Consider the following 22,835-nt stretch of genomic DNA (forward strand, 5'->3'; position numbering starts at 1 on the left):
AGTTTTCTTTAAATAAATAAATAGTTTAGAATTATTTGACATTTTATATTATATCAATAATCGTTGAAAATGAAAACAAATGAAGCGTTCCCAATAAAAAATTGATTGCACATTTGCTTTTGTTCGATGAATAATAGAAGGAGATGAATTTATACATGAGGAAGTGGCGTATGAAATATCGGTTTATTCTTTTATTATTACTTGCACTGATGGGAATGTTTATAGGCGTTGTTATAACAATCGATGGTCCGGTGCATGGAATAGATGCATTCTTTCTAACAATTGCTACAGACATACATAATCATCAGTTAGTAATTCAAATTTTAGAAGGTACCTCATTTTTTGCTTCAAAGCCGATGATTATTGTTTTATCCCTTTTACTTGTTGGAATATTAGGCTTTAACAAACGTGATGCTGTAGGAGCTGTGACTGTATTGGCTTTTGTTTTAAGCGGTTATTTACTGAACAATGCCGTCAAAGTATGGATTGAACGCCTCCGTCCGACGCTAGGAGTAGAAGGTTACAGCTTTCCAAGTGGTCATGCGATGCTGGGATTGATGCTGTATGGGTTTTTGTTGTTTTTTATTATTCTTTATGTGAAAAACGAAGCATTGAAAAAGGCTTCAATTGTTGTTTTTAGTTTACTAATTTTATTCATTGGTATTAGTCGTTTCCTATTAGCTGAGCACTATATGACAGATGTTTTGGGTGGCTACTTGTTAGGTGGTTTTTGGTTGACGGTAGGATTGCTATTTTATACGTTGGTAAAGGCGTATTTAGCACCAACTACTCCAATGAGTTCAAAGCAATACATGGGATGAAAAAAATCTGGTCTAGATTACTAGACCAGGTTTTTTTCGTATTTGAAGTTAACTATACTGCTCATGCTTGTTCCTTCTTTAACGGTATGGTTATAGATATGGTTTAAACGCTATATTTTATAAAAAAGTAAAGTTTAAATAAGGAACATCGCTACAATGGTCGTGACAACTAAGCCGATTGCCACTGGCTTTAAGTTTCTGCGGGCTAGCTCAAACGGACTCACACCACAAATAGCTGCAGCGGGAATTAATGCCCAAGGAATGAGCGTACCGCCACCAACCCAAATGCCTGCGATTTGGCCTAAAGCAGTAAGCGTAGCAGCACCGCTGCCAATTGCAGTAGCAAATAGTTGAGAAATCGATCCTACAAGTGAAATGCCTGAGAAGCCAGAGCCATCTAAGCCTGTAATCGCACCGATTGTCATAACGGTAACGGCAGCAATCTGTTCGTTTAATGGAACAACCGAAGAAATGGCTACGCCTAAATCATTTACAATTCCGTGAGAACCCTTTGGTAAAAAGTCTCCGATAATACTCGTAAACCCAGCATCTCCTAAATAGAAGAAAGCAGCAATAGGTATCACCGGACCAAACACTTTAAATCCAAACTGAAATCCTTCAATTAGATAAGACGTTGTTTTTTCTAATCCTTTGTTTTGATGTCCGATAATGGAGATAATCATTAAAATGAAAAGTGAAGTACCCCCAATTAACGCCGTTGCATCTCCACCTTGTAAATCAAATGCAAACATTGCCCAGACGTTTAAAGCAAATAATAATGGAATGAAAAGTGCTAGAATCCTTCTCATGTAAAGAGGAATGCGAACCCTTTCGTTGTTTTCAGCTGCTGCAATAAGAGGAGAACCTTGAACTGGTAGTGTACCGTTCTTTAAATCTCTTTTTAAAAAGATAAAAGCCGTAACGGTGGTGACAACGCCCATTGTAATAACTAATGGGATGCTCGCTTGAATAACATCTGAAACGGGTAATCCAGCTGCATCGGCTGTTAGCTTCGGTGCTGCTTGGATGACAAAGTCCCCTGAAAGAGCAATGCCGTGCCCGAATAGATTCATAGCCATTGCAACACCAAGTGCTGGTAATCCAGCTCTTAATGCCACAGGTAATAAGACGGCCCCTAATAGTGCAATGGCTGGAGAAGGCCAGAAAAAGAAGGAAATGACCATCATGACAAGTCCAATAACCCAATAAGCAAGACTAGGTGTCTTAATGAAGCGAGCAAAAGGAGAAATCATCATGTCGTTGACGCCCGTTGTAATAAGTGCTTTACTCATGGAAACGATAATTGAAATGATTAAAATAGTAGGTAGCAGCTCTGTAATAGCATAGATAAAACTTGAAAAGACGCTGCTAATTGAACCTGTTAGAGAAGAAGTAGCAGTGAATGACAGAAGAAAAATACCGATAATACAAATGATTGTAGTATCTCGTCTCATAATCATAAACCCTAAGATAAGTAAAATAAAACAAACGTATATCCAATGAAGAGAAACGAGGTCGATTCCCATAAAAAATCCCCCTATAGTTCAGTGTATAGTATCATATGAATGGGTGTTTTCATATGACACTGACCTAGTAGGGAGAGTAGCTGTCTTTAGTGCATAATATGATAGCTCGTGACGTAGGAAGGTCTCAGAAAAATAGCTGGTTGTTTATCTACTCCTTCTGATGTTCCGCGCTTTTTGTGAGCTTGGTTATATGCTTGAGACGCTTGCCAATCAGTAAAGGATTTTTCTTCTTCCCAAGCAGTTAAAATAATATAGGTATCGTTGCTTAGTGGACGCAAAACGCGAATTGCAGCAAAGCCAGGTTCTTTTTCAATTAAGCGAGCTCGTTGGTTAAATCTACTTTCAAATGAAGGACGTCCTTCATCTGTAACCGCAATGTTGTTCATTACCACATATTTTCCATCTGCAATCGAGCCTACGTGATCTAGCGCTTCATAATTATGTCCTTCTTTAAATATCGTTTCACCAGTTGTTTCATGTAAAAGGCAGCCTTGGTCGCCTTCTTTATGAAGTAAATACAACTTTTCTTTAGGATGTTGCTCTTTTAAGCGTTGTAAAAATTCAATGGTTCCATATGTAATAAAGAAATTCATTTTTGAACACTCCTTCTCAATTGGAAAATGCATACATTTTAAAGAGGTTAATCATACTAAAATTATAAAATGTTAAACAAAAAAATACAAAAATAGATGCTCGTCCTTTAAGATGATAGTGACAGGCTCATGCTTTCTTCATATGACCGCCGTACTACATACGCTATTATGCAATGAAAAGAAGAGAGGTGGTAGCATGTACAAACGAGCACTTTATCTATTCTCTGCCGTAGCGGGCATTTTATTATTTGCTCTGATTGGCTATATTATGATTTTGTTTTTTGGGAGTTATGTAATTGACGAGAAAAAATTTGTCATGAATTCTGCTACAAAGTTGGTTAACGAAAACGGTGATGAGATTACTAAGCTGTATGTGGAAAACCGAGATCCAATTTCAATAGAAGAGGTGCCAAAGCATGTGCAAAACGCATTTATTGCAGTTGAAGATGTCCGTTTCTACGAGCATCACGGCATCGATGTAAAAGCAATTGGACGTGCTCTATATAAAGATATTTTAGCAGGTAGTAAAGTGGAAGGTGGAAGCACGCTGACACAACAACTAGCTAAAAATATCTTTTTGACAAATGATAAGTCATGGCTTCGTAAAACAAAAGAAGTAATGGTAGCTATTAACTTAGAGCAGCGCTATAGTAAACAAAAAATCCTAGAAATGTATTTAAATCAAATTTATTTTGGACACGGTGCTTACGGTATTCAAGCTGCAGCTCAGCTGTACTTTAACAAAGATGTAGCAGAGCTTACCGTAGAAGAAGGAGCTCTGCTAGCTGCTCTTCCAAAAGGTCCAAATTCATATTCTCCTATCCTTCATCCAGAGAAGAGTATTGAACGGCGAAACGTGGTATTAAATTCGATGCAAAAAGCTGATTTTTTAAGTGCAGAAGAGGTGGTGCGATTGCAAGGACGCACGCTTAGTTTAGATGTACAGCAAAAAACGAAAAATCCTGCTTATTTAACCTATATTGATATGGTAATTGAAGAAGCAGCGGAAAAGCATCACATTTCAAGCAATGATCTATTGAGAGGTGGATATACGGTAACCGTTCCTATGAACAAAAGTTATCAGGAAACGGCTTATGAATTATTTCAGCAAGCTGCTTATTTTCCGGGAGTGGATGAACAAGCCCAAGGAGCTTTTATATTGATGGACCATCATACGGGGGGCGTTTTATCGGTAATAGGTGGACGAGACTATGTGCAAAAAGGATTAAATCGTGTAAATGTAAAGCGTCAGCCTGGTTCAACGATGAAGCCTTTGGCAGTTTATGGGCCGGCTTTGCAGGAAGCTCTGTATAAGCCATACTCACTTTTAAGTGATGAGAAGCAAAACTTTGGACAATATAAGCCCCAAAATATTAACGGGCAGTATGCAGGAAAAGTCACAATGTACGACGCAATTAAAGACTCTAAGAACATTCCAGCAGTTTGGACCTTGAATAAGCTAGGAATTTCGAGTGCAAAAGACTATTTAACAAAGCTGGACATAGAAACAGAAGACAAGGGTCTATCCATTGCATTAGGAGGACTAACAGAAGGAGTTACGCCTCTTCAACTAGCATCTGCCTATAGTACGTTTGCACAGAATGGTGAAAAAAAAGAACCTTACTTTATTTCAGAGATTCAAGATCATAACGGTGATGTAATTGCTAAGGCAGAGCAGAGTGATAAAAAGGTATTTTCAAAGCAAAACGCATGGTATATGACAAAAATGCTAGAGGCTGTTGTCAAAGACGGAACAGCATCCGTAGGCAAATATGAAGGAGCTCTTGCTGGAAAAACAGGATCCACTTCCTATGCAGGCGTGAAAGGAGCAACACGTGATGCTTGGTTTGTTGGGTATACCCCAAATGTAGTTGGAGCGGTTTGGATGGGGTATGATCGTACGGATAGCCAGCATTATCTTACAAAGGGAAGCTCCTATCCAAGTCAATTGTTCAAAGATATTTTGACAGAGGCAGAGCAAGAAACAGATAAAGCATTCAAAAAACCAAAAGGCATCAACGATTTACCTGAACCAATTAGGCTGCCAATTATTAACTCACTCAAACAAGAACTAACATTTCAACCGTTTGGACTATTAACGGTTAGCCTAACATGGGAAGCTTCCGAAGATAAACGCGTTGTCTACTATGTTTATGAAAAGCGAGGCAGGGAACAAAATGTAATTGGAAAAGTGAAAGGCAAAGGGGCATACGAAGTAGACCGCGTAAACCTATTTAAATCACCAACATACTACATCGTTCCCTATAACTCCCAAACAAAAGAAGAAGGAATGCCTTCTAATGAGGTAACACCAACATTGTTTAGCGATTAAATTGTTATAGTTAGTCGATTTTTTGACATTTTGAGCAGGTGTCTATACAACGGATACAGAAATGAGTATAGTGACAAGTAGAGAAAAGAGATAAACCGCAGTTTTTATCAGGCTGCGGTTAGTATTGAGGACAAGTTTGGTTAGGAAAAACAAATAGTACTTGAGATGAACAGATAGAGAAAGGTGGAAGCCATGAATCAACAACTGATGAATGATACATTTTTAAAAGCATGCCGAGGAGAAAAGACAGATCATGTACCAGTTTGGTATATGCGTCAAGCAGGCCGCTCTCAGCCGGAATATCGTGCTTTAAAGGAAAAGTATTCACTGTTTGAAATTACGCATCAGCCTGAATTAGGGGCTTATGTGACGCGCTTACCAGTTGAGCAGTACGGAGTCGATGCAGCTATTTTATATAAAGATATTATGACACCGCTTCCTGCAATTGGAGTGGATGTTGAGATTAAAACAGGTATTGGTCCCGTGATTTCAAACCCAATTCGTTCGATGCAAGATGTTGAAAACTTAGGGTATATTACACCTGAAGAAGATGTAGCCTATGTATTAGATACAATTAAGCTGTTAACAACGGAGCAGCTGAACGTTCCTTTAATTGGATTTGCTGGTGCACCTTTTACAGTAGCTAGCTACATGATTGAAGGCGGCCCTTCTAAAAATTATAATAAGACAAAAGCATTTATGTATACAGAGCCAAAGGCTTGGTTTGCATTAATGGATAAGTTAGCAGATATGACAATTACATATGTAAAGGCACAGATAGATGCTGGAGCAAGGGCTATTCAAATCTTTGATTCATGGGTCGGCGCGTTAAACGTAGCAGACTATCGCTACTTTATTAAACCAGTAATGAATCGGATTTTTACAGAGCTAAGAGAAAAGAATGTTCCGCTTATCATGTTTGGCGTAGGGGCAAGTCACTTGGCAAAAGAATGGCACGACCTTCCTCTAGACGTAGTAGGTCTTGATTGGCGTATGCAGGTTCAAGAAGCACGAGAGCTTGGTCTAACTAAAACGCTGCAAGGTAATCTAGATCCAGCAATTTTACTAGCTCCTTGGGAAGTAATCGAAGAACGTGCAAAAGCGATCCTTGATCAAGGAATGCAACAAGACGGGTATATCTTTAACTTAGGACACGGTGTATTTCCACAGGTTAATCCTGAGACGTTGAAAAGGCTTACTGCTTTTATTCATGAATATTCAGCAAATAGACAATAAATTGTCAAAAAAAACAGAGCCTTATTTTTTGTTTTTTCATTTTTGTTCATGAGAAAATATAGGAACAGACGGATTTTAACAAAGAGGTGTAAATCATGAGTAAAAAAGTCATGGGGTTACTCGTAATGGCTTACGGTACGCCATATAAAGAAGAAGATATCGAAAGGTATTACACGCATATCAGAAGAGGAAGAAAGCCATCTGAAGAAGCGCTTGAAGATTTAAAACAGCGTTATGAAGCAATAGGAGGCATTTCACCGTTAGCGAAAATCACTGAAGAGCAAATGCGATGTCTTGAGCAGCATTTAAATGAAATTCAAGACGACATTGAGTTTAAGGCTTATCTGGGCCTTAAACATATTGAGCCATTTGTTGAAGAAGCAGTAGAGCAGATGCACAAAGATGGGATTAAAGAAGCAGTTAGCATTGTGCTTGCTCCACATTTTTCAACGTTTAGTGTGAAATCTTACAATGGTCGTGCAAAAGAAACAGCTGAAAAACTAGGCGGCTTGGTTATTCATTCAATTGAAAGCTGGTATAAAGAGCCTAAGTTCATTAATTATTGGGTTAGAAAAGTTAAACAAACGTTTGATTTAATGTCAGACGCTGAAAAACAAAAAGCCGTACTCATTGTATCAGCTCATAGTCTTCCAGAGAAAATTATTGCGGCTGGAGACCCTTACCCACAGCAGCTACAGGAAACAGCGGATCTTATTGCTGAAGGTGCGGGAGTTAGCAATTACGAAGTGGGATGGCAAAGTGAAGGCAATACGCCAGATCCATGGATTGGTCCAGACGTACAGGATTTAACACGTGATTTGTATGAGCATAAAGGCTATCGTTCTTTCGTATATACACCTGTAGGATTTATTGCGGATCATCTTGAAGTGTTGTACGATAATGATTATGAATGCAAGGTTGTAACGGATGAATTAGGTGCAAACTACTATCGTCCAGAAATGCCGAATGCAAAGCCTGAATTTATTGATGCATTAGCAACAGTAGTGTTAAAGAAAGTAAATAACGAATCTCAAAATCAATAAAAAATAGAAGAAGCGAGCTATAACCTTAGCCGCTTCTCTTTCTATTGAATTTAATGAAAAGGCGATGATTACATGACGGAAGCAAACAAAAAGATTGTTATCATCGGTGGTGGAATAACTGGTCTTTCAGCTGCCTATTACCTACAAAAAGCGATTAAAGAGAAAGGCCTGCCGTATGAATTTCAATTAATTGAAGCAACCCATCGATTAGGAGGGAAAATTCAAACTGTAACCCGTGATGGTTTTACAATTGAAAGAGGTCCCGATTCCTTTTTAGCGCGCAAATTACCTGGTTCTAAGCTGGTAAAAGAAGTAGGGTTAGGAGATGAACTTGTTCATAACTCAACCGGACAGTCTTATGTACTGGTAAAAGAGAACCTTCATCCAATGCCAGAAGGTGCCGTAATGGGTGTGCCAACAAAGATTTCTCCGTTTGTAACAACGGGTCTATTTTCTCCCATTGGTAAACTACGCGCTGCTGCCGATTTTGTCATTCCCAAAACAAAGCATGAAGGAGACCAATCACTGGGCATGTTTTTTAGAAGACGCTTAGGCGATGAAGTTGTTGAAAACTTAATTGAGCCTTTGCTTTCTGGAATCTATGCGGGAGACATTGACCGCTTGAGTTTAAAATCAACATTTCCACAGTTTTTACATGCAGAGCAGCGACACCGCAGTTTAATTGTTGGCATGAAGAAGTTTAAAGAACTTCAACCTAAGCAGGCTGAAGATGCTAATGCAAAAAAACAAGGTGCATTTTTAACATTGAAAAAAGGTCTGCAGTCGCTTGTTGATGCAATTGAAGAGCAGCTTGACCCGTTGGCGGTGGTCAAAGGAGTTAAAGTTGAAAAAGTAAATCGTATGGGTGAACAATATGATTTAACATTGAGCAATGGAAAAGAGATGAAAGCTGATGCAGTCATTATCACTTCTCCTCACTTCGCTGCTCAATCAATGTTGTCTCACTACCCAATCTTTGAGCCGCTTCGTGAGATGCCGTCTACTTCTGTTGCTACAGTAGCAATGGCTTTTCCTAAAGAAGCAGTGAAAGAAGATATTAATGGTACTGGATTCGTTGTATCTCGCAACAGTGATTATACAATTACAGCGTGTACATGGACACATAAAAAGTGGCCTCATTCTACTCCAGACGGTAAAGTATTACTGCGTTGTTACGTGGGAAGAGCAGGAGACGAAGCCATTGTTGACCAGTCGGATGAAGAAATTGTCCAAGTGGTATTAGAGGATTTAAATCGCATTATGCAGATTACGGAAAAGCCAGAATTCTATGTGGTGACGAGATGGAAAAAAGCAATGCCTCAGTACACGGTTGGGCATCAAGAGCGCTTAGAAGAAATTACTCAAGCTATTGAAGAACAGCTTAAAGGTTTATATCTAGCAGGAAGCTCTTATGAAGGACTAGGATTACCCGACTGTATCGAACAAGGTGAGGATGCAGCGAAGCAAGTCTTGAAATATTTTCAAGCAGAAAAAGCGGAGCAGAAGTAAATCTGCTCCGCTTTTTCTGTAAGAACTTTCATGAGGTTGCGTAGTATAACAGATTTATGCTATAGTTACAACGTACTAATTGACCATAATATTCATTTGGTCAAAAAAGAGGGGTGTATCAATTGGCGATTGATCGAAAGCAATCGGTGCTAGACGCAGCGTCAAAATCGTTTTCACTGTTTGGCTATAAGGCAACGACAATGGACCAAGTCGCTAAAATGGCCAATGTCGGAAAAGGAACCATCTATACGTTTTTTAAAAATAAAGAAGAGCTTTTTGATGAAATTGTATCTAGAATGATTCGGGATATGCTGCAACAAGCAGAGTCAGCAATCTCTTCTGAACGAACGTTTTTTGAAAATGCTCAAGCTGCTATTTATCGCATGCTCCAATTTCGAACAGAGCATCAGCTTATGCTTAAGCTCGTTCAGGAACAGGAAATGGGTACGTCAGCTGTTAAAGACGTATTGGTGCAAGTTGAAAATGAAATTTTGACGTATATAAAAAAGAGAATTGAAGCAGCGATTGCAAAAGGTGAAATTCAAAGCTGTGACCCAGAAGTGACGGCATTTTTACTTGTGAAAATGTATGTTGCTTTAGTTTATGATTGGGAAAAACAGCATCAGCCGCTATCTGAGCAACAAATTTCAGATCTGATTGAGCTCTATTTTCTAAGAGGATTATTTACTAAATAAACAAAAGCCGGACTTCATTAAAGTCCGGCTTTTTCGTTAATCGTTTGTTTGGTTATGTTCTTCTTGCTGCTTTTCTTTCTCACCTAGCTCTTGTTCGCCTTTTTTCTTTAAGTCAAAGTAAGCGCGTAGAGCCGCTTGACCTAACTGTCTATTTAACGCATGTCCAGGGCCTTTTACGTAAGAAGATGGTACAACAACCGCCATTGCAACCTCTGGATTATCGTAAGGTGCGTAGGCAATTAAGTTAGAGTTACGAACGGCTACCCCTTGGTTGTAAGTCTCAGCTGTTCCTGTTTTGCCGGCAGGCTTATAGGGCTCTGAACTAAACTCATTTTTTGCAGTTCCGTTTGTCATTACGCGGCGGAATCCAGCTTTCACAGCATTGATTTCTTCTTGGCTCATCGTAATTCGGTTTAATACTTCCGGCTCAACGGATTTTTGTACACTGCCTTTAAGCTCCGTATCAAGTTCAGGCTCACGAATTTCCTTCACAAGCTGAGGCTTTAACCGGTAGCCGTTGTTGGCGATAGTAGCTGTATACTGAACGAGCTGTAGAGGCGTATACGTGTCATACTGGCCGATTGCCAAATCGAGCGCTTTACCAGGTAAAGAATAGTCACTTCCAATCATCCCTGTAGTTTCGTTGTCTAGCTCAATACCTGTTGAAACGCCTAAGCCAAACTGGCTGTAGTATGAACGAAGCTGATCCCACGTTTTTCGAGGAATATTAAGACCACCATGCGGTACATAATTTTCTCCAGCCATGCTTAAAACGGTTTTATACATGTATACGTTAGAAGACTGTTCTAAAGCTCGACCGATACCAGCAGATCCAATTGGGTGAGAAGACTGCTTCTTGCCACCGCCTTTAAAGTACATCGGAGCGTCATAAAATACAGTGCCTAAGTTAATGGCTCCAGAATCCAATCCGGCTAAAATGGTTGCACCTTTAACAGTTGATCCCATTTCATAAGAGGTAGTAATATTACCGAGCGCAAAGTCTTTTACTTCTAATTTGCTACTTTTGTCATTGTAAACAAGCTGCTTCCCGCCCATAGCTAAAATTTCACCAGTATGTGGATCCATCATAATAATAAATGCACGATCTAATTTGCTAGTTCCAGGTTTGGCTGCTTTTGCATTTAGCAATCCCTTAGTTAAAATTTCTTCGACTTGTTTTTGAAGCTCCATATCAATGGTTAAGACTAAATCGCTCCCACGTTGACCTTCCGAGACAACTTTCTCTTCTAGAATGTTTCCAGATCGGTCCGTAACGTGCTGAATGCGAGCTTTTTGTCCGCGCAATACGTTTTCATACTGCTTTTCTAAATAGCTTTTTCCAACGCGGTCATTTCGGCTGTAGCCGTGTGATAAATAGTACTGTAAATTCTCGCGCGGAAGTCCTTCATCAGCAGACGTGATGTTACCGAGTAGCGTACTTAAGAGACTATCATATGTATACATACGGTCCCAATAGGTTGTCACATCGACGCCAGGTAGAGCAGAGAGCCGTTCGCTAATAACGGCCATTTCTTGGTCGTTTAATCCACTTTTTATAATTTGAGGTGTTAGCTCATAGCCAGCTTCCATTTTACTTTTAATAGCAATGACTTCTAAATCATCTTTTAAGGTATTAAGTTCTTTCTTAGTGATGCGCTTTAGCTGTAGAGGGTAAAGGTCTTCTTCTTTAAGTTTTCCATCTTCTACTTTCTTCAAGTCGCTATCGGTAATCTTTTTCTTTGCTTCTTCTGGATTTGTTGCAATCCAATAATCTTTCAAGTCACGTTCAGTGAGCTTAACGATATTTTTATCATCGCTTTTTTGATTCTCGTCGCCAAACGCGTTTGTTGTGACAGGAAGATCAATTATTTTAGCTAATGATTTCGCAATCTTGAGCTTTTCTTCTTGTTTTACGCCTTTTAAGCGGGTATAAGTAACCGCGTTTAAAGGTTTATTGTCCACGATAACACGATCGTATCGGTCAAGCATTTTCCCTCTCGGTACGGGCGTATTAACGGTGACGTCTTCGGTTTTTTCGACTTCACGTTTATAGCTTTCACCATGAACGATTTGGACAATTCCAAGGCGCAAAATGAGAACAGAAAATAGGATAAATACAATAAAGAATAATATATTGACGCGTAAAGAGACATGATTTCTTTTTCTTTTCTTTTGTTTCATATAAACACCTTCACTTATTGAAAATAGAGCTATAAATCTACTATCTTACATCTTAACATAATTATGTCTAAATTTGTTATTAGGTGGAATAGTTATAAGAAATTAATCGCATCCAATTTTTCGCATTATCATAATGTGGGAAAAAAGGTTTGGGTTATTAGTCGTTTAAAATAGAGTGGGAGAGTGAAGAGCGCACACAACAAGTAGTGATTTTCATTCGAGGTTGCTCGCTTTCCGCAGGGCGAGCGCCAAGCCTCCTCGTAAACTGCGGGGTCTCGCCTGCTCGCTAATCCTGCAGGAGTCTCACCCTCTTTCATTTCAATCACTGTTTTTGGAATGAGAGGAAATCAATTATTTCTAGTGTAGTTGGGGTATGAAAGAGGGCAGGACATAATCAACGAGTTTTGATTTTTCTTCAAATTATTTGTTTTCCATTGATAGAAGAGTTAGAGAATATGGCCAACAATTCTTGAGACTTGAACAGGTCATCAATATTTTCCACTCTTTTGTTCAATATTGTCTCCTATTCAAATTACCTATAATCAGTACAATGGAATTAAGGTCCTGACAATCAAGGGGGTATATAAAATGAAAATGAAAAGGCTTACATTGTTATCCGGGGTACTAGCTTCATCATTGTTATTTGCAACTGCATGTTCAAATTCTGGTTCAGAGTCAACAGCAAAGTCAAGCGGAAGTTCAGGAGACGAAGTCGTAATTGATATGTTCCAGTTTAAAGTGGAGATTGCTGAACAGTTAAAAGAAGTAACGGATGCATATACAAAAGAAAACCCAAACGTTACTTTTAATATTCAAACAGTTGGCGGAGGCGCAGATTATGGTGCTGCTTTAAAAGCACAGTTTGCTTCTGGTAACGAGCCAGACTTGTTTAATAACGGTGGCTTCCAGGAAGCACAAACATGGTTAGAAAAGCTAGAAGATCTTTCTGATCAACCTTGGGTTGATGATTTGTATGACGTTGCGAAAGAGCCGATGACAGTGGATGGAAAGATTTATGGTCAGCCTTTAAACCTTGAGGGATACGGTTTTATTTACAATAAAGATTTATTTGAAAAAGCTGGTATAAAAGAGTTACCAACTACATTATCAGAGTTAGAAGCAGCGTCTAAGCAGTTAAAAGCAAAAGGAATTACCCCATTTTCAAATGGATATGGTGAGTGGTGGGTATTAGGAAATCACTTGTTTAACATTCCAGTAGCTCAGCAGGATGATCCTGATGCTTTCATTAAAGGATTAAATGACGGTACTGCAAAGTTTGAAGGTAACGAAACGTTTAAGCAATTTATGGATTTATTTGACTTAACGCTAAAATATGGAAATAAAAATCCGTTAACAACGGATTATAATACGCAAGTAACGCAATTTGCTGCTGGAGAAACAGCAATGATGCAGCAAGGAAACTGGACTGTAAATATGATTACAAAAATTAATCCAGATATGAAAATGGGCTTTATCCCAATGCCAATTAGTGATGACAAAGAGAAAAATGATAAGCTAGCAGTTGGTGTACCAAATAACTGGGTAGTTAATAAAAATGCTCCAGAAGCTGATAAAGAAGAAGCAAAAAAATTCTTAAACTGGCTGGTAACGTCTGAAACAGGACAAAAATTCTTAGTAGAAGAATTTAAATTTATTCCGGCATTTAAGAGCATTGATGGAAAAGGAATTGACTCTTTATCAGACGATATCTTAAAATACTCTGACGAAGGTAAAACGTTATCGTGGAACTGGTTTAAGTATCCAGATGGTGCTGTACAAGAAATTGGAGCAGCAATGCAATCTTATGCAGGAGATCAAATTTCAGAAGATGAGTTCTTGAAAAAGTTAGATGAAATCTGGGCGAAAATGAAAAAATAAACGTAAAACGGAAGCCTTCTGTATGATTAGAGTAGACATATAGAAGGCTTTTTGTGATGAAACTGTAAAAAAAAAGTAGATTGAAAGCGCTTTTATTGTATAATGATAGCAATGCAATATAATTTATAGAATAGTAAGAAGAAGGAGGGCTGTGATGAAGGGGTGGAGCATTCGCAAGAAGCTTATTTTGTTTCTACTCATTGCGACTGTTGTACCGTTTATTATCTCCAATGCGTTCACTTATCAATATACAAAAGAAACTGTTAAAAACCGCTTTATTTCAACTAACTATCAGGTAGTCAAAAGCGGCAGTGAAGACCTGAGCACATACTTGCAGGAAATTTCCGATATTACACCGCGTTTATACGGCTATTATCCATTTATTAAAGTGTTACAAGAAGGTGTAAATAATGATTTAGGAGCAAGTCAGTTAGAAGTCCGAAGAACATTATCTTATTTATTTAATACGCGACCAGAAATTAGGCAGCTTCATTTATATATTGAAAACGGACAAGATTCTTATACGGTATACAATTCTAAAATTAGCAGTCGAAAAAAATATGAAGATATTTATTCACATTCTTATTATGCTAGGTTAAAAGAAAAACAGCGGTTTCTATTAATTGAACCTACTCATACAGTATACAGCTACAATAACTTATCAACCATTTTAGATTCTGATCCAAAGCAAGTCATTAGCTTTCATCACATGATTAATGAAGTTCCTTCTAACAACTTGTTAGGCTTTCTGTCAATAGACATTGATTTATCTAAAGTTAAATCTACTTCAGACAGCTTGTACAATAAAGAAGAAGAAGATTTTTATTTAATTAACGATGAGGGAATGATTATGTATTCATCAGATCAACAAGCAATTGGGACAACGCAAAAGTATAAGTGGATTCAACAACTGAAAAACAAAGAGTCTCATAGCGTAGAATGGGAAGATTCAAAGTTTTCGGGAGTACTCGTTTATGACAAACTAGCAGCTCCATTTGATGAATGGCATATCGTAAAGCGAATTCCCTATAGTGTTTTATATGAAGATGCAAGAAGAACCGCTCTGATCAGTGTCTTAATCGGAGTACCGTTTTTATTGATGATTATTATTGCTACATTGATTGTATCAGTTCGATTTACAGAGCCGATTCGAATTTTAATTCAAAATATGAAAGAAGTTGAAAAAGGTTCCTTTGTTGTCCGTTTTAAAACACTAGGTAACGATGAGTTTGGTATGCTAGGTCAGCATTTTAAATCTATGGTCGAAACAATTAATGACTTAATTAAGCGAAAATATCGCTTGGAGATTGAAAATAAATCAACGCAACTTAAAGTGCTGCAGTCCCAAGTGAATCCTCACTTTTTATACAATGCATTTCAATCGATTGGCACGCTTGCTTTAAAGCATAAGGCGGTCGAAGTCTATAAGCTACTAACCCTCCTTTCGAATATGATGAGATACAGTATGAATATGAAGGAAGATATTGTGACACTCACTGAGGAAGTGAAGCATGCTGAAGCATTCTTGGCACTACAAAAACAGCGCTTTGGCTCTAAGTTTTCGTATGAATTTCAAATTGACGAAGAGTTAAAACACACATTGGTTCCAAAGATGATCTTACAGCCGCTTGTAGAAAATTCTTTTAAGCACGGATTTGAAACAAGGGTAGGAGATGGAAAGCTAACAATCTCAGCTTCTTTAATAAACGAACACTTTATACAAATTTGCGTAAGAGACAATGGAAAAGGGATGAATGAGAAAGCATTAGCATCCTTACGTGAAAGTTTAGCGCTATCTAATCAGCATATAGGAGAGCATATAGGCTTGCAAAACATTTCAGATCGCTTATTGATCTACTATGAAAACGTAGCAAGGATGGAGATTGAAAGTAAAGAAAACGAACATTTTACAGTGAAAATGACCTTACCACGAGATTTAAATAAAGGAGATGATAATAATGAAAGTTCTGATTGTTGATGATGAAGAACACGTTCGTGAAGGAATTAAGCTCTTAGGCGACTGGGACGCACATCACATTGAAAGTATTATTGAAGCTGAAAACGGTGAGCAAGCGATTGCGCTTATCGAGAAAGAAAAGCCACAAATCGTTTTCACAGATATGAAGATGCCCAATATGGGAGGGATTGCTCTATTGGAATGGATGAAGCACCATGCTCCTAAAACCAAAACCATTGTCGTAACTGGTTATGATGATTACCACTACATGAGAAAAGCAATTCATTTTGGATCGACAGATTACATTTTAAAGCCAGTTGATCCTTCAATCTTAAACGATACGCTAAAAAGAGCCGTAAACGAATGGAATAAAGAAGAGCATGAACGAAAACAGCACAATAATAGCTATCAGTTAATTAATGAGATGAAGCCGATGTATCGTGATCGCAAACTGACCCAAATTATCAATAACTACGTGCTACAAGACACGGTATATGAAGAGCTTGGCTTTCATTCAAACAGTGAGTATGAAGTAGCTATTATTCGGGTTGATGAAGCGACAATCCAAGCATTTGGTGGAGATCGTGACTTAGCCTATTTTTCAATTTTAAACGTGGCTAATGAGCTCTTAGTTGAAAAAGAGAATGGAGTGGCTTTTCGTTATTTATCACAAAAGGGTGAAATCGTAATAATCTTCTGGGACCATTTTTCTGAAATTAAGCAGCTTTTGAACAGGCTACACAAGCAGATTTTCTTAGCTTTCAACGTATGTTGTCCACTTGCCAAGGGACGTCATGTTGAATCTGTTTCAGTATTGCTAGAATCCTATCAAACAGCAAAGGCAGCTTTATTAGCGAGCAATGTGCTAGTTGACAGTTGTGTTGAGTTTTATGAAGAAGCAGATCGTTTAAAGGGAAGTAGCCTATTATTAAACTTGATGGACTACAATACAAAAATCGTAGAAGGAATGCAAGTAGGCAAGATAGATGCTTTCACAGCAATTTTTGATGAAGTGAAGAACGCTGTGAAGCAGGCCAATTACTTATCCTTAAAGGAGTTGCTGCATATTGAAAAAGAGTATCAGCTCCTTAGTGAACACTGGTTAAAGAAATACGAAATTTCATATAATGCGCAAAGTCACTATGAGCAGGCGCTAGCTTCATTTTTTGATGCGAAAGGCAAGTTTGATTTTGAGAAATACATGAACCGAAAACAAAGAGAGATTGTGCGTTTTTTAAATATTGTGAAGCGAGATAAGCAAAAAAGCAATCGTGATACAATTTATGAAATTGAGCAGTTTTTACAAATGAATTATGATCGAGACGTGAAGCTTCAAGAGATTGCAGAACGCTTCTATTTAAGTAGAGAGTATATTTCAAGGAAGTTTAAACAAGAATTTCAGGAAAACATCTCTGACTACATTGTGAAAGTTCGAATGACAAAAGCCAAGTCCCTCTTAAAAAATGAGCAGCTGAAAATTTATGAAGTAGCAAACATGATTGGTTATCAAGATGATAAATATTTTCGCAAAGTGTTTAAGAAACTAGAAGGATTAACACCGAATGAATATCGTCAACTATCGGTCTGAGAAAAGACCCCCTTTGTGATAAAAGGGGGTCTTTTCTCAGACGTCTGTCGTCAGACTTCTATTTACATAAAAACACCGACAAGAATAGCTGTAATGAAGCTAGCTAATGTTCCACCAATAATTGCGCGCAGGCTAAGTTTTGAAACATCTTTTCGTCTAGAAGGGGCTAAAGAGCCTAATCCAATAATTAGCTGTCCAATTGATGAAAAGTTTGCAAAGTTACATAAAGCAATCGAAAGAACTGCTACAGTTTTTGGCGATAGCTGATCCATGACTTCAGTTAAGCTTAAATACGCAATAAATTCGTTAGCTGCAAGCTTTGTTCCAATAATAGAAGCAGCTTGTAAAGCATCTGAGACAGGAATACCAATGATAATAGCAAACGGATAAAATACATAACTAAAAATAGTTGCTAAATCTATGTTGACAAGGCCTAGTGCTCCGTCAACCAATGCAAGAATACTAATGAAAGCAATTAAAAGGCCCCCGATGTTTAAAGCTAGCATAACGCCGCTTGCTGTTCCATCTGCCATCGCTTCAAATACATTTGCATGATTACTTTTTTCCATTGCTACGTTTTCTTTTGTTTGAGACTCTTCGGTTTCTGGTAACATAATTTTTGCAATAATAATTGAAACAAGAGGAACGCTAAAAACCGCAATTAGCAAATACTTCATATCAATTCCCATTAAAGAATATCCAACAAGAATTGCTCCACTAGCAGAAGCGGTTCCTCCTACCATAACCGCAAAAAGCTCAGATCTTGTAAGCTTGTCAAGGTAAGGTTTTACAAGTAAAGGAGCTTCAGCGAGCCCTAAAAATGAGTTTCCAACTGCATTAAATGTTTCAACTTGCGTAGTGCCAAGGGCTTTTCCTAAGATAATTCCAACAATTCGGACAAAAAAAGGAATGATTCGTAAATAATAAAGTGCAGACACTAAAGCTGAAATGAAGATAATAACCGTTAGTACGTTAATGGCAAAGACAGAAGTAATATTGGTGTTTTCAAAAAAACCACCGAATACAAACTGAACACCTTCATTGCTATAATTAATAACTTTTTGAACACCTAATGCCATTTTTTCAAGAAAAGTTTGGCCTAGAGGTACTTTAAGCACAAAGAGTACAAACAAAATTTCAAGTGAAAGACCTACGAGAACCGTACGCCAAGGGAAAATTTTGCGATTTGTACTTAAAAGCCAGCTGACAAATAAAATTGCTACAAGTGATAGTAGACCGATGAGATAAGACATGATGGAATCCTCCTATAAAAAAACTGCTTCCTCCAAGCTATAGGAGAAAGCAGCAGTAAGTCTTACCTCATACGTACCGCTTTCCCTTATAGTCTAACAATTTACGGTTGTTAGGTAGAAACTTGCGATCCATATTATCGCGATTATACAAAGGAAGCGTATAAAAATGTGTTTTCATTCTATCAATATGACTATTGTATGACAACATTAAATTAATAGATATTAAGAAGTTTATATATTGAAAATATTCATTTTTTACAAGGCATTAATAAAAATATAAGTCAGACTTTTAGTTAAAAGGTTGGGATTTTAAAAGTCAAATTTCCTATTTTTCTATTAAAAAAAGGAAACGGAAAATTCGTAAAGAAACTTTAGTATGTAGAGAATAGAGAAGTGGAAGGGGAATGGAGAAGAAATGAAAAAGCATCTTTTATCAGCAGTTGGTGTAATTGTTATGGGAGCAAGCCTTATGGGGCCTACATATGTGGGAGCAAATAATGTAACGAATAACTCAACACAGCAATCCTATTCTGTATCAGGATTTATTAATCATGCAGAGTTGGGAAAGCGCCTTCAACAGATTGAACATTCGTCTAAAGGCACTGTAAAAGTAGAAGTAGCAGGGCATTCTAATCGTGGTCTCGAGATTTATAAAGCAACGGTTGGTACTGGAAAAAAGATCGTACTTATTCAAACAGAAATTCACGGTAATGAAAAAACAGGTACGGAAGCTTTGTTAAACATTCTGCAAAACCTTAGTACAAATTCACCCGAAGCAAAAAAGATGCGTGAGGAGATGACGTTAGTTGTCCTTCCAATGATGAATCCGGATGCGTCTGAGCTTAACCGCCGTGGCAACGATTTGTCTTGGCAAGAAGTTACTCAGGCCTTTCCTCAACTGAAAGATGCAAAACCTTCATGGAACTACTACACGTATACCAATCAATATTTTAATTATACAAATCAGCCAGGCTTTGATGTAAACAGAGATTTTAATCCCGACTTAGACTATGTTCCAGCAAGCAAAGATTTTCCTGGTAACTCAGGAAATCCAGGATGGTTCATCACGCCAGAAGCTCAGACTGTAAGGGATGTGTATAAAGGTTTAAAAGAAAAGCACGGAAATGTCGATGTCTTTGTTGATATGCATCATCAAGGTACTTATTATGTAGAGGGAACAGACGATTTAGTGACAATGTCACTTTCAGGAAAATTTGTTGATATTAATAAAAGCCGTTATGAAGAATATCAATCAAACTACAACCTTGAATTTTCTAAACAGCTTAATTTAGCAGCTTATAATGCACTGCAGGCGGTTGGCAATTCACCTTTTACTAATATTACGCTGTATGATCAGAATATCGACTTACCTGGAACAGCTCTTGGTACATTCGCATTAAACGGAAGCGGAACGGTCTTATTTGAAGTGCGAGGTCAAACTCACACATTTGGACAAAAGAAAAAAGGTCAACTTGTAAAAGCGGTTGAAACAGGCTTATATGGAATTTTACATGGTGTAACAGACGAATCTGTTTATAAGCTAAATTCAAATCAGTATGATGACATTCCCAAAACCGCATATCAACCAGGCCTATAAGATAACAATTCATAGAATATACTAAATGGAGAGAGAATAAAAACCTCTCTCTTTTTTTTGATTGGTCTAAATTTATGACATTTATTACAAAAAAACTATGAATTTATACGGGTGTTAATGGTATTATGAAGTAGTTGAAATTAAACCTAGGGGATGAAGTAACTGGATGAAACAATCTCAGTTAGAAAAGGAGATTCGAGCTTTACAAGATATCATCTATCGCTTGGCAAAGGAAACGAATGAGTACTCTTATGGCACGATTTTAAAAGTTAGCCAGGAGTTAGATAAAAAAATTTTTTTGTATCAAAAATTGAAGAATTCATGTGATTAAATGAATGATTTTCTGTCGCTGTAAGCAAACCGAGTATGCACGACTCTACTAAAGTGTTAAAACTCGGAAGAGAACAGTTTTATTTGTTCGATAATTGAAAAGAGTAGCGTAAGTGATGAAGTTAATCACATCAAAAAGGCTCTGTTATAAAACAGAGCCTTTTTGATGTGACCGCTTACTATTTCATAACATCTACACAGTTATCGCATTTATTTCCATAGCATTCATGCTGCTCTTCGATCTCCTGGCCGCATTCTAAGCACTTTTTAGTCGGTAATTTTTTGAAAAAATCAGACATTTTTTCTAACATCTCCATCGCCTCCGTTTAATTTGTTATTAACATTGTATTATAACAGATGTATTTTAGCAACTGTGTTTTAGAACAAAAACAGCCCATTTTTATAAAAAAACGTAATTTGTTATATAACAGTTAGTTATCTGTTAATTCTTGTTCCGTTCTTTTTTGTTTAGATTTTAAATAGGTCTGGGGTATACTAGGGCTAAAGGCATTCAGAAAGGGAGGGCAACTTGAATGAAAGTAACAGTTGTTGGTTTTTGGGGCGGATACCCTGCTGTGTCAGAAGCAACCTCGAGCTATTTATTTGAACATGATGGCTATAAGTTGTTGGTGGATTGTGGAAGTGGAGCACTTGCACAGTTGCAAAATTATGTAGCTCCACAAGATCTTGACGCAGTTATTTTATCTCACTATCATCATGATCATGTTGCGGATATTGGGGTACTTCAATATGCTCGATTAATTCAATCTCACTTAGGTAATGATGTGAAAGAATTACCTATTTATGGACATACATATGATCAAGCAGCGTTTGAGAAGCTGACGCATTCTGGCATTACCAAAGGGATTTCTTATAACCCTAATCAATCGTTAGAAGTTGGACCATTTACCATTACATTTCTACAAACAAAGCATCCTGTAACATGCTTTGCAATGCGAATTTCTGCTGGAGATAAAACTGTCGTGTATACGGCAGATTCTAGCTTCATTGATGAATTCGTGCCTTTTTCACAGCAAGCTGATTTAGTAATCTGTGAATGCAATTTCTATGCTCACCAGAATGGAAGCGGTGCAGGGCATATGACCAGTACCGAAGCAGGGAAGTTAGCACAAGGTGCTAGCGTGAAAGAACTAATGTTAACGCATTTGCCACACTACGGAAATGTAGAACAATTAGTGACAGAAGCACAAAATCAGTTTACAGGGAACGTTTTTCTAGCAAGTTCAGGATTACAATGGAATAAGTAGGAGGATAAAAGAAAGATGTTATATATTAACAACGGAGATATACATGACCCAAGGATTAACCTAGCAATCGAAGAATATGCGCTGAAGCATTTAGATATTAACGAAACATATTTATTATTTTATGTGAATGAACCATCTATCATTATTGGTAAAAATCAAAATACCATTGAAGAAATCAATACGAAGTATGTAGAAGACCAAGGAATTCATGTTGTTCGCCGTTTATCGGGTGGAGGTGCCGTGTATCATGATTTGGGTAACCTTAACTTTAGCTTTATTACTAAAGACGATGGGGAAAGTTTTCATAATTTCAAGAAATTCACGGAGCCTGTTATTGAAGCATTAGCAAAACTGGGAGTAAACGCAGAGCTAAGTGGACGTAATGACATTTTAGCCGAAGGACGTAAAATTTCCGGGAATGCACAGTTTTCAACAAAAGGTCGTATGTTTAGTCATGGAACGCTTTTATTTGATTCTGAAATTGAAAATGTAGTATCTGCTTTAAAAGTAAAAAAAGATAAAATTGAGTCAAAAGGTATTAAGTCAATTCGAAGTCGCGTAGCGAATATCAGTGAATTTCTAACGGACAAAATTACAGTAAACGAATTTAAACAGCTTATTTTACGCTATATTTTTAATGGAGAAGAAAATATTAAAGAATATAAGCTTACTGAAAAAGACTGGGAGAAAATCAACGAGATTTCAAACGAACGTTATCAAACGTGGGAATGGAATTATGGGAAATCACCAAAATTTAACGTACAGCATGCTCACCGCTTCCCAGTTGGACAAATTGATGTGCGCTTAGAAGTAAGTAAAGGTACCATTACACAATGTAAAATTTACGGAGACTTCTTTGGAGTAGGGGATGTTAGCGAAGTTGAAGAAAAGTTAACAAATATCCGTTATGAAAGAGCTAGCATTTCAGCAGCATTAGACAATATTGATGTGAAGCACTACTTTGGAAATGTTGAAAAAGAAGAGTTTATTGATCTAATTTATTAAGAGCATAAAGCAGGCTGGGTCAT

General features: G+C 37.6%; 18 protein-coding genes and 1 riboswitch. Of the genes, 13 read left to right on the forward strand and 5 right to left on the reverse strand.

Features of this window, described 5'->3' with window-relative positions; translation table 11 throughout:
- Positions 1–155 precede the first annotated feature (155 nt).
- Positions 156–821: a phosphatase PAP2 family protein gene (locus tag NIZ91_03435; GenBank protein ID USY55733.1), complete on the forward strand. Its 666-nt coding sequence runs from the start codon at positions 156–158 to the stop codon at positions 819–821.
- Between the two features lie 134 nt (positions 822–955).
- Here NIZ91_03435 and NIZ91_03440 read toward each other — a convergent pair whose 3' ends face one another.
- Entirely contained in the window at positions 956–2,347 is a 1,392-nt protein-coding gene (locus NIZ91_03440; GenBank protein USY55734.1) for a hypothetical protein, read from the reverse strand.
- 86 nt (positions 2,348–2,433) lie between these two features.
- Positions 2,434–2,940 carry an antibiotic biosynthesis monooxygenase gene (locus tag NIZ91_03445; GenBank protein USY55735.1) on the reverse strand — a complete coding sequence of 169 codons (507 nt, stop codon included), beginning with the start codon at positions 2,938–2,940 and terminating at the stop codon, positions 2,434–2,436.
- Between the two features lie 196 nt (positions 2,941–3,136).
- Between NIZ91_03445 and NIZ91_03450 the strand changes: the two genes are divergently transcribed.
- The 5 genes from NIZ91_03450 to NIZ91_03470 all read left to right on the forward strand — a co-directional run bounded on the left by NIZ91_03450 (position 3,137) and on the right by NIZ91_03470 (position 9,755).
- A complete protein-coding gene (locus tag NIZ91_03450) occupies positions 3,137–5,272 on the forward strand; it encodes a PBP1A family penicillin-binding protein (protein USY55736.1) in 2,136 nt (711 codons plus the stop codon).
- 192 nt (positions 5,273–5,464) lie between these two features.
- A complete protein-coding gene (hemE, locus tag NIZ91_03455; GenBank protein ID USY55737.1) occupies positions 5,465–6,508 on the forward strand; it encodes a uroporphyrinogen decarboxylase in 1,044 nt (347 codons plus the stop codon).
- 95 nt (positions 6,509–6,603) lie between these two features.
- Positions 6,604–7,551 (forward strand): ferrochelatase, encoded by a 948-nt coding sequence (hemH, locus tag NIZ91_03460; GenBank protein ID USY55738.1) that lies wholly within the window; start codon positions 6,604–6,606, stop codon positions 7,549–7,551.
- Positions 7,552–7,623: 72 nt separating this feature from the next.
- The gene (hemY, locus tag NIZ91_03465) at positions 7,624–9,060 is read left to right on the forward strand and encodes a protoporphyrinogen oxidase (GenBank protein USY55739.1); all 1,437 of its coding nucleotides are present in this window, start codon (positions 7,624–7,626) and stop codon (positions 9,058–9,060) included.
- A gap of 122 nt (positions 9,061–9,182) precedes the next feature.
- A complete protein-coding gene (locus tag NIZ91_03470; protein ID USY55740.1) occupies positions 9,183–9,755 on the forward strand; it encodes a TetR/AcrR family transcriptional regulator in 573 nt (190 codons plus the stop codon).
- 36 nt (positions 9,756–9,791) lie between these two features.
- Here the strand turns inward: NIZ91_03470 and NIZ91_03475 are convergent, their stop codons facing one another.
- The gene (locus NIZ91_03475; GenBank protein ID USY55741.1) at positions 9,792–11,936 is read right to left on the reverse strand and encodes a penicillin-binding protein 2; all 2,145 of its coding nucleotides are present in this window, start codon (positions 11,934–11,936) and stop codon (positions 9,792–9,794) included.
- Positions 11,937–12,524: 588 nt separating this feature from the next.
- Between NIZ91_03475 and NIZ91_03480 the strand changes: the two genes are divergently transcribed.
- From NIZ91_03480 to NIZ91_03490, 3 genes are all read left to right on the forward strand, one after another.
- On the forward strand, positions 12,525–13,814 hold the full coding sequence (locus NIZ91_03480; GenBank protein USY55742.1) for an ABC transporter substrate-binding protein: 1,290 nt from the start codon (positions 12,525–12,527) through the stop codon (positions 13,812–13,814).
- A 154-nt stretch (positions 13,815–13,968) separates the two neighbouring features.
- Entirely contained in the window at positions 13,969–15,792 is a 1,824-nt protein-coding gene (locus NIZ91_03485; GenBank protein ID USY55743.1) for a sensor histidine kinase, read from the forward strand.
- The gene (locus tag NIZ91_03490; protein USY55744.1) at positions 15,773–17,359 is read left to right on the forward strand and encodes a response regulator; all 1,587 of its coding nucleotides are present in this window, start codon (positions 15,773–15,775) and stop codon (positions 17,357–17,359) included. Before NIZ91_03485 ends, NIZ91_03490 begins: the two co-directional genes overlap by 20 nt.
- A gap of 62 nt (positions 17,360–17,421) precedes the next feature.
- Here NIZ91_03490 and NIZ91_03495 read toward each other — a convergent pair whose 3' ends face one another.
- A complete protein-coding gene (locus tag NIZ91_03495) occupies positions 17,422–18,612 on the reverse strand; it encodes a NupC/NupG family nucleoside CNT transporter (GenBank protein USY55745.1) in 1,191 nt (396 codons plus the stop codon).
- Positions 18,613–18,681: 69 nt separating this feature from the next.
- A riboswitch (purine riboswitch) is annotated at positions 18,682–18,783 on the reverse strand.
- A 244-nt stretch (positions 18,784–19,027) separates the two neighbouring features.
- Between NIZ91_03495 and NIZ91_03500 the strand changes: the two genes are divergently transcribed.
- Positions 19,028–20,209: a peptidase M14 gene (locus NIZ91_03500; protein ID USY55746.1), complete on the forward strand. Its 1,182-nt coding sequence runs from the start codon at positions 19,028–19,030 to the stop codon at positions 20,207–20,209.
- 166 nt (positions 20,210–20,375) lie between these two features.
- Entirely contained in the window at positions 20,376–20,540 is a 165-nt protein-coding gene (locus NIZ91_03505; GenBank protein ID USY55747.1) for an aspartyl-phosphate phosphatase Spo0E family protein, read from the forward strand.
- A gap of 178 nt (positions 20,541–20,718) precedes the next feature.
- On the opposite strand, the gene NIZ91_03510 is transcribed toward NIZ91_03505, so the two are convergent.
- Positions 20,719–20,850, reverse strand: coding sequence for a YhfH family protein (locus tag NIZ91_03510; GenBank protein USY55748.1), 132 nt, complete (start codon positions 20,848–20,850; stop codon positions 20,719–20,721).
- A 222-nt stretch (positions 20,851–21,072) separates the two neighbouring features.
- Between NIZ91_03510 and NIZ91_03515 the strand changes: the two genes are divergently transcribed.
- Together NIZ91_03515 and NIZ91_03520 are read left to right on the forward strand one after the other, a co-directional pair.
- Positions 21,073–21,807, forward strand: coding sequence for an MBL fold metallo-hydrolase (locus NIZ91_03515; GenBank protein ID USY55749.1), 735 nt, complete (start codon positions 21,073–21,075; stop codon positions 21,805–21,807).
- 15 nt (positions 21,808–21,822) lie between these two features.
- A complete protein-coding gene (locus tag NIZ91_03520; GenBank protein USY55750.1) occupies positions 21,823–22,812 on the forward strand; it encodes a lipoate--protein ligase in 990 nt (329 codons plus the stop codon).
- Positions 22,813–22,835 lie beyond the last annotated feature (23 nt).

It is taken from the genome of Bacillus sp. 1780r2a1 (assembly GCA_024134725.1).
In the GTDB taxonomy this organism is placed as follows: domain Bacteria; phylum Bacillota; class Bacilli; order Bacillales; family Bacillaceae_H; genus Priestia; species Priestia aryabhattai_A.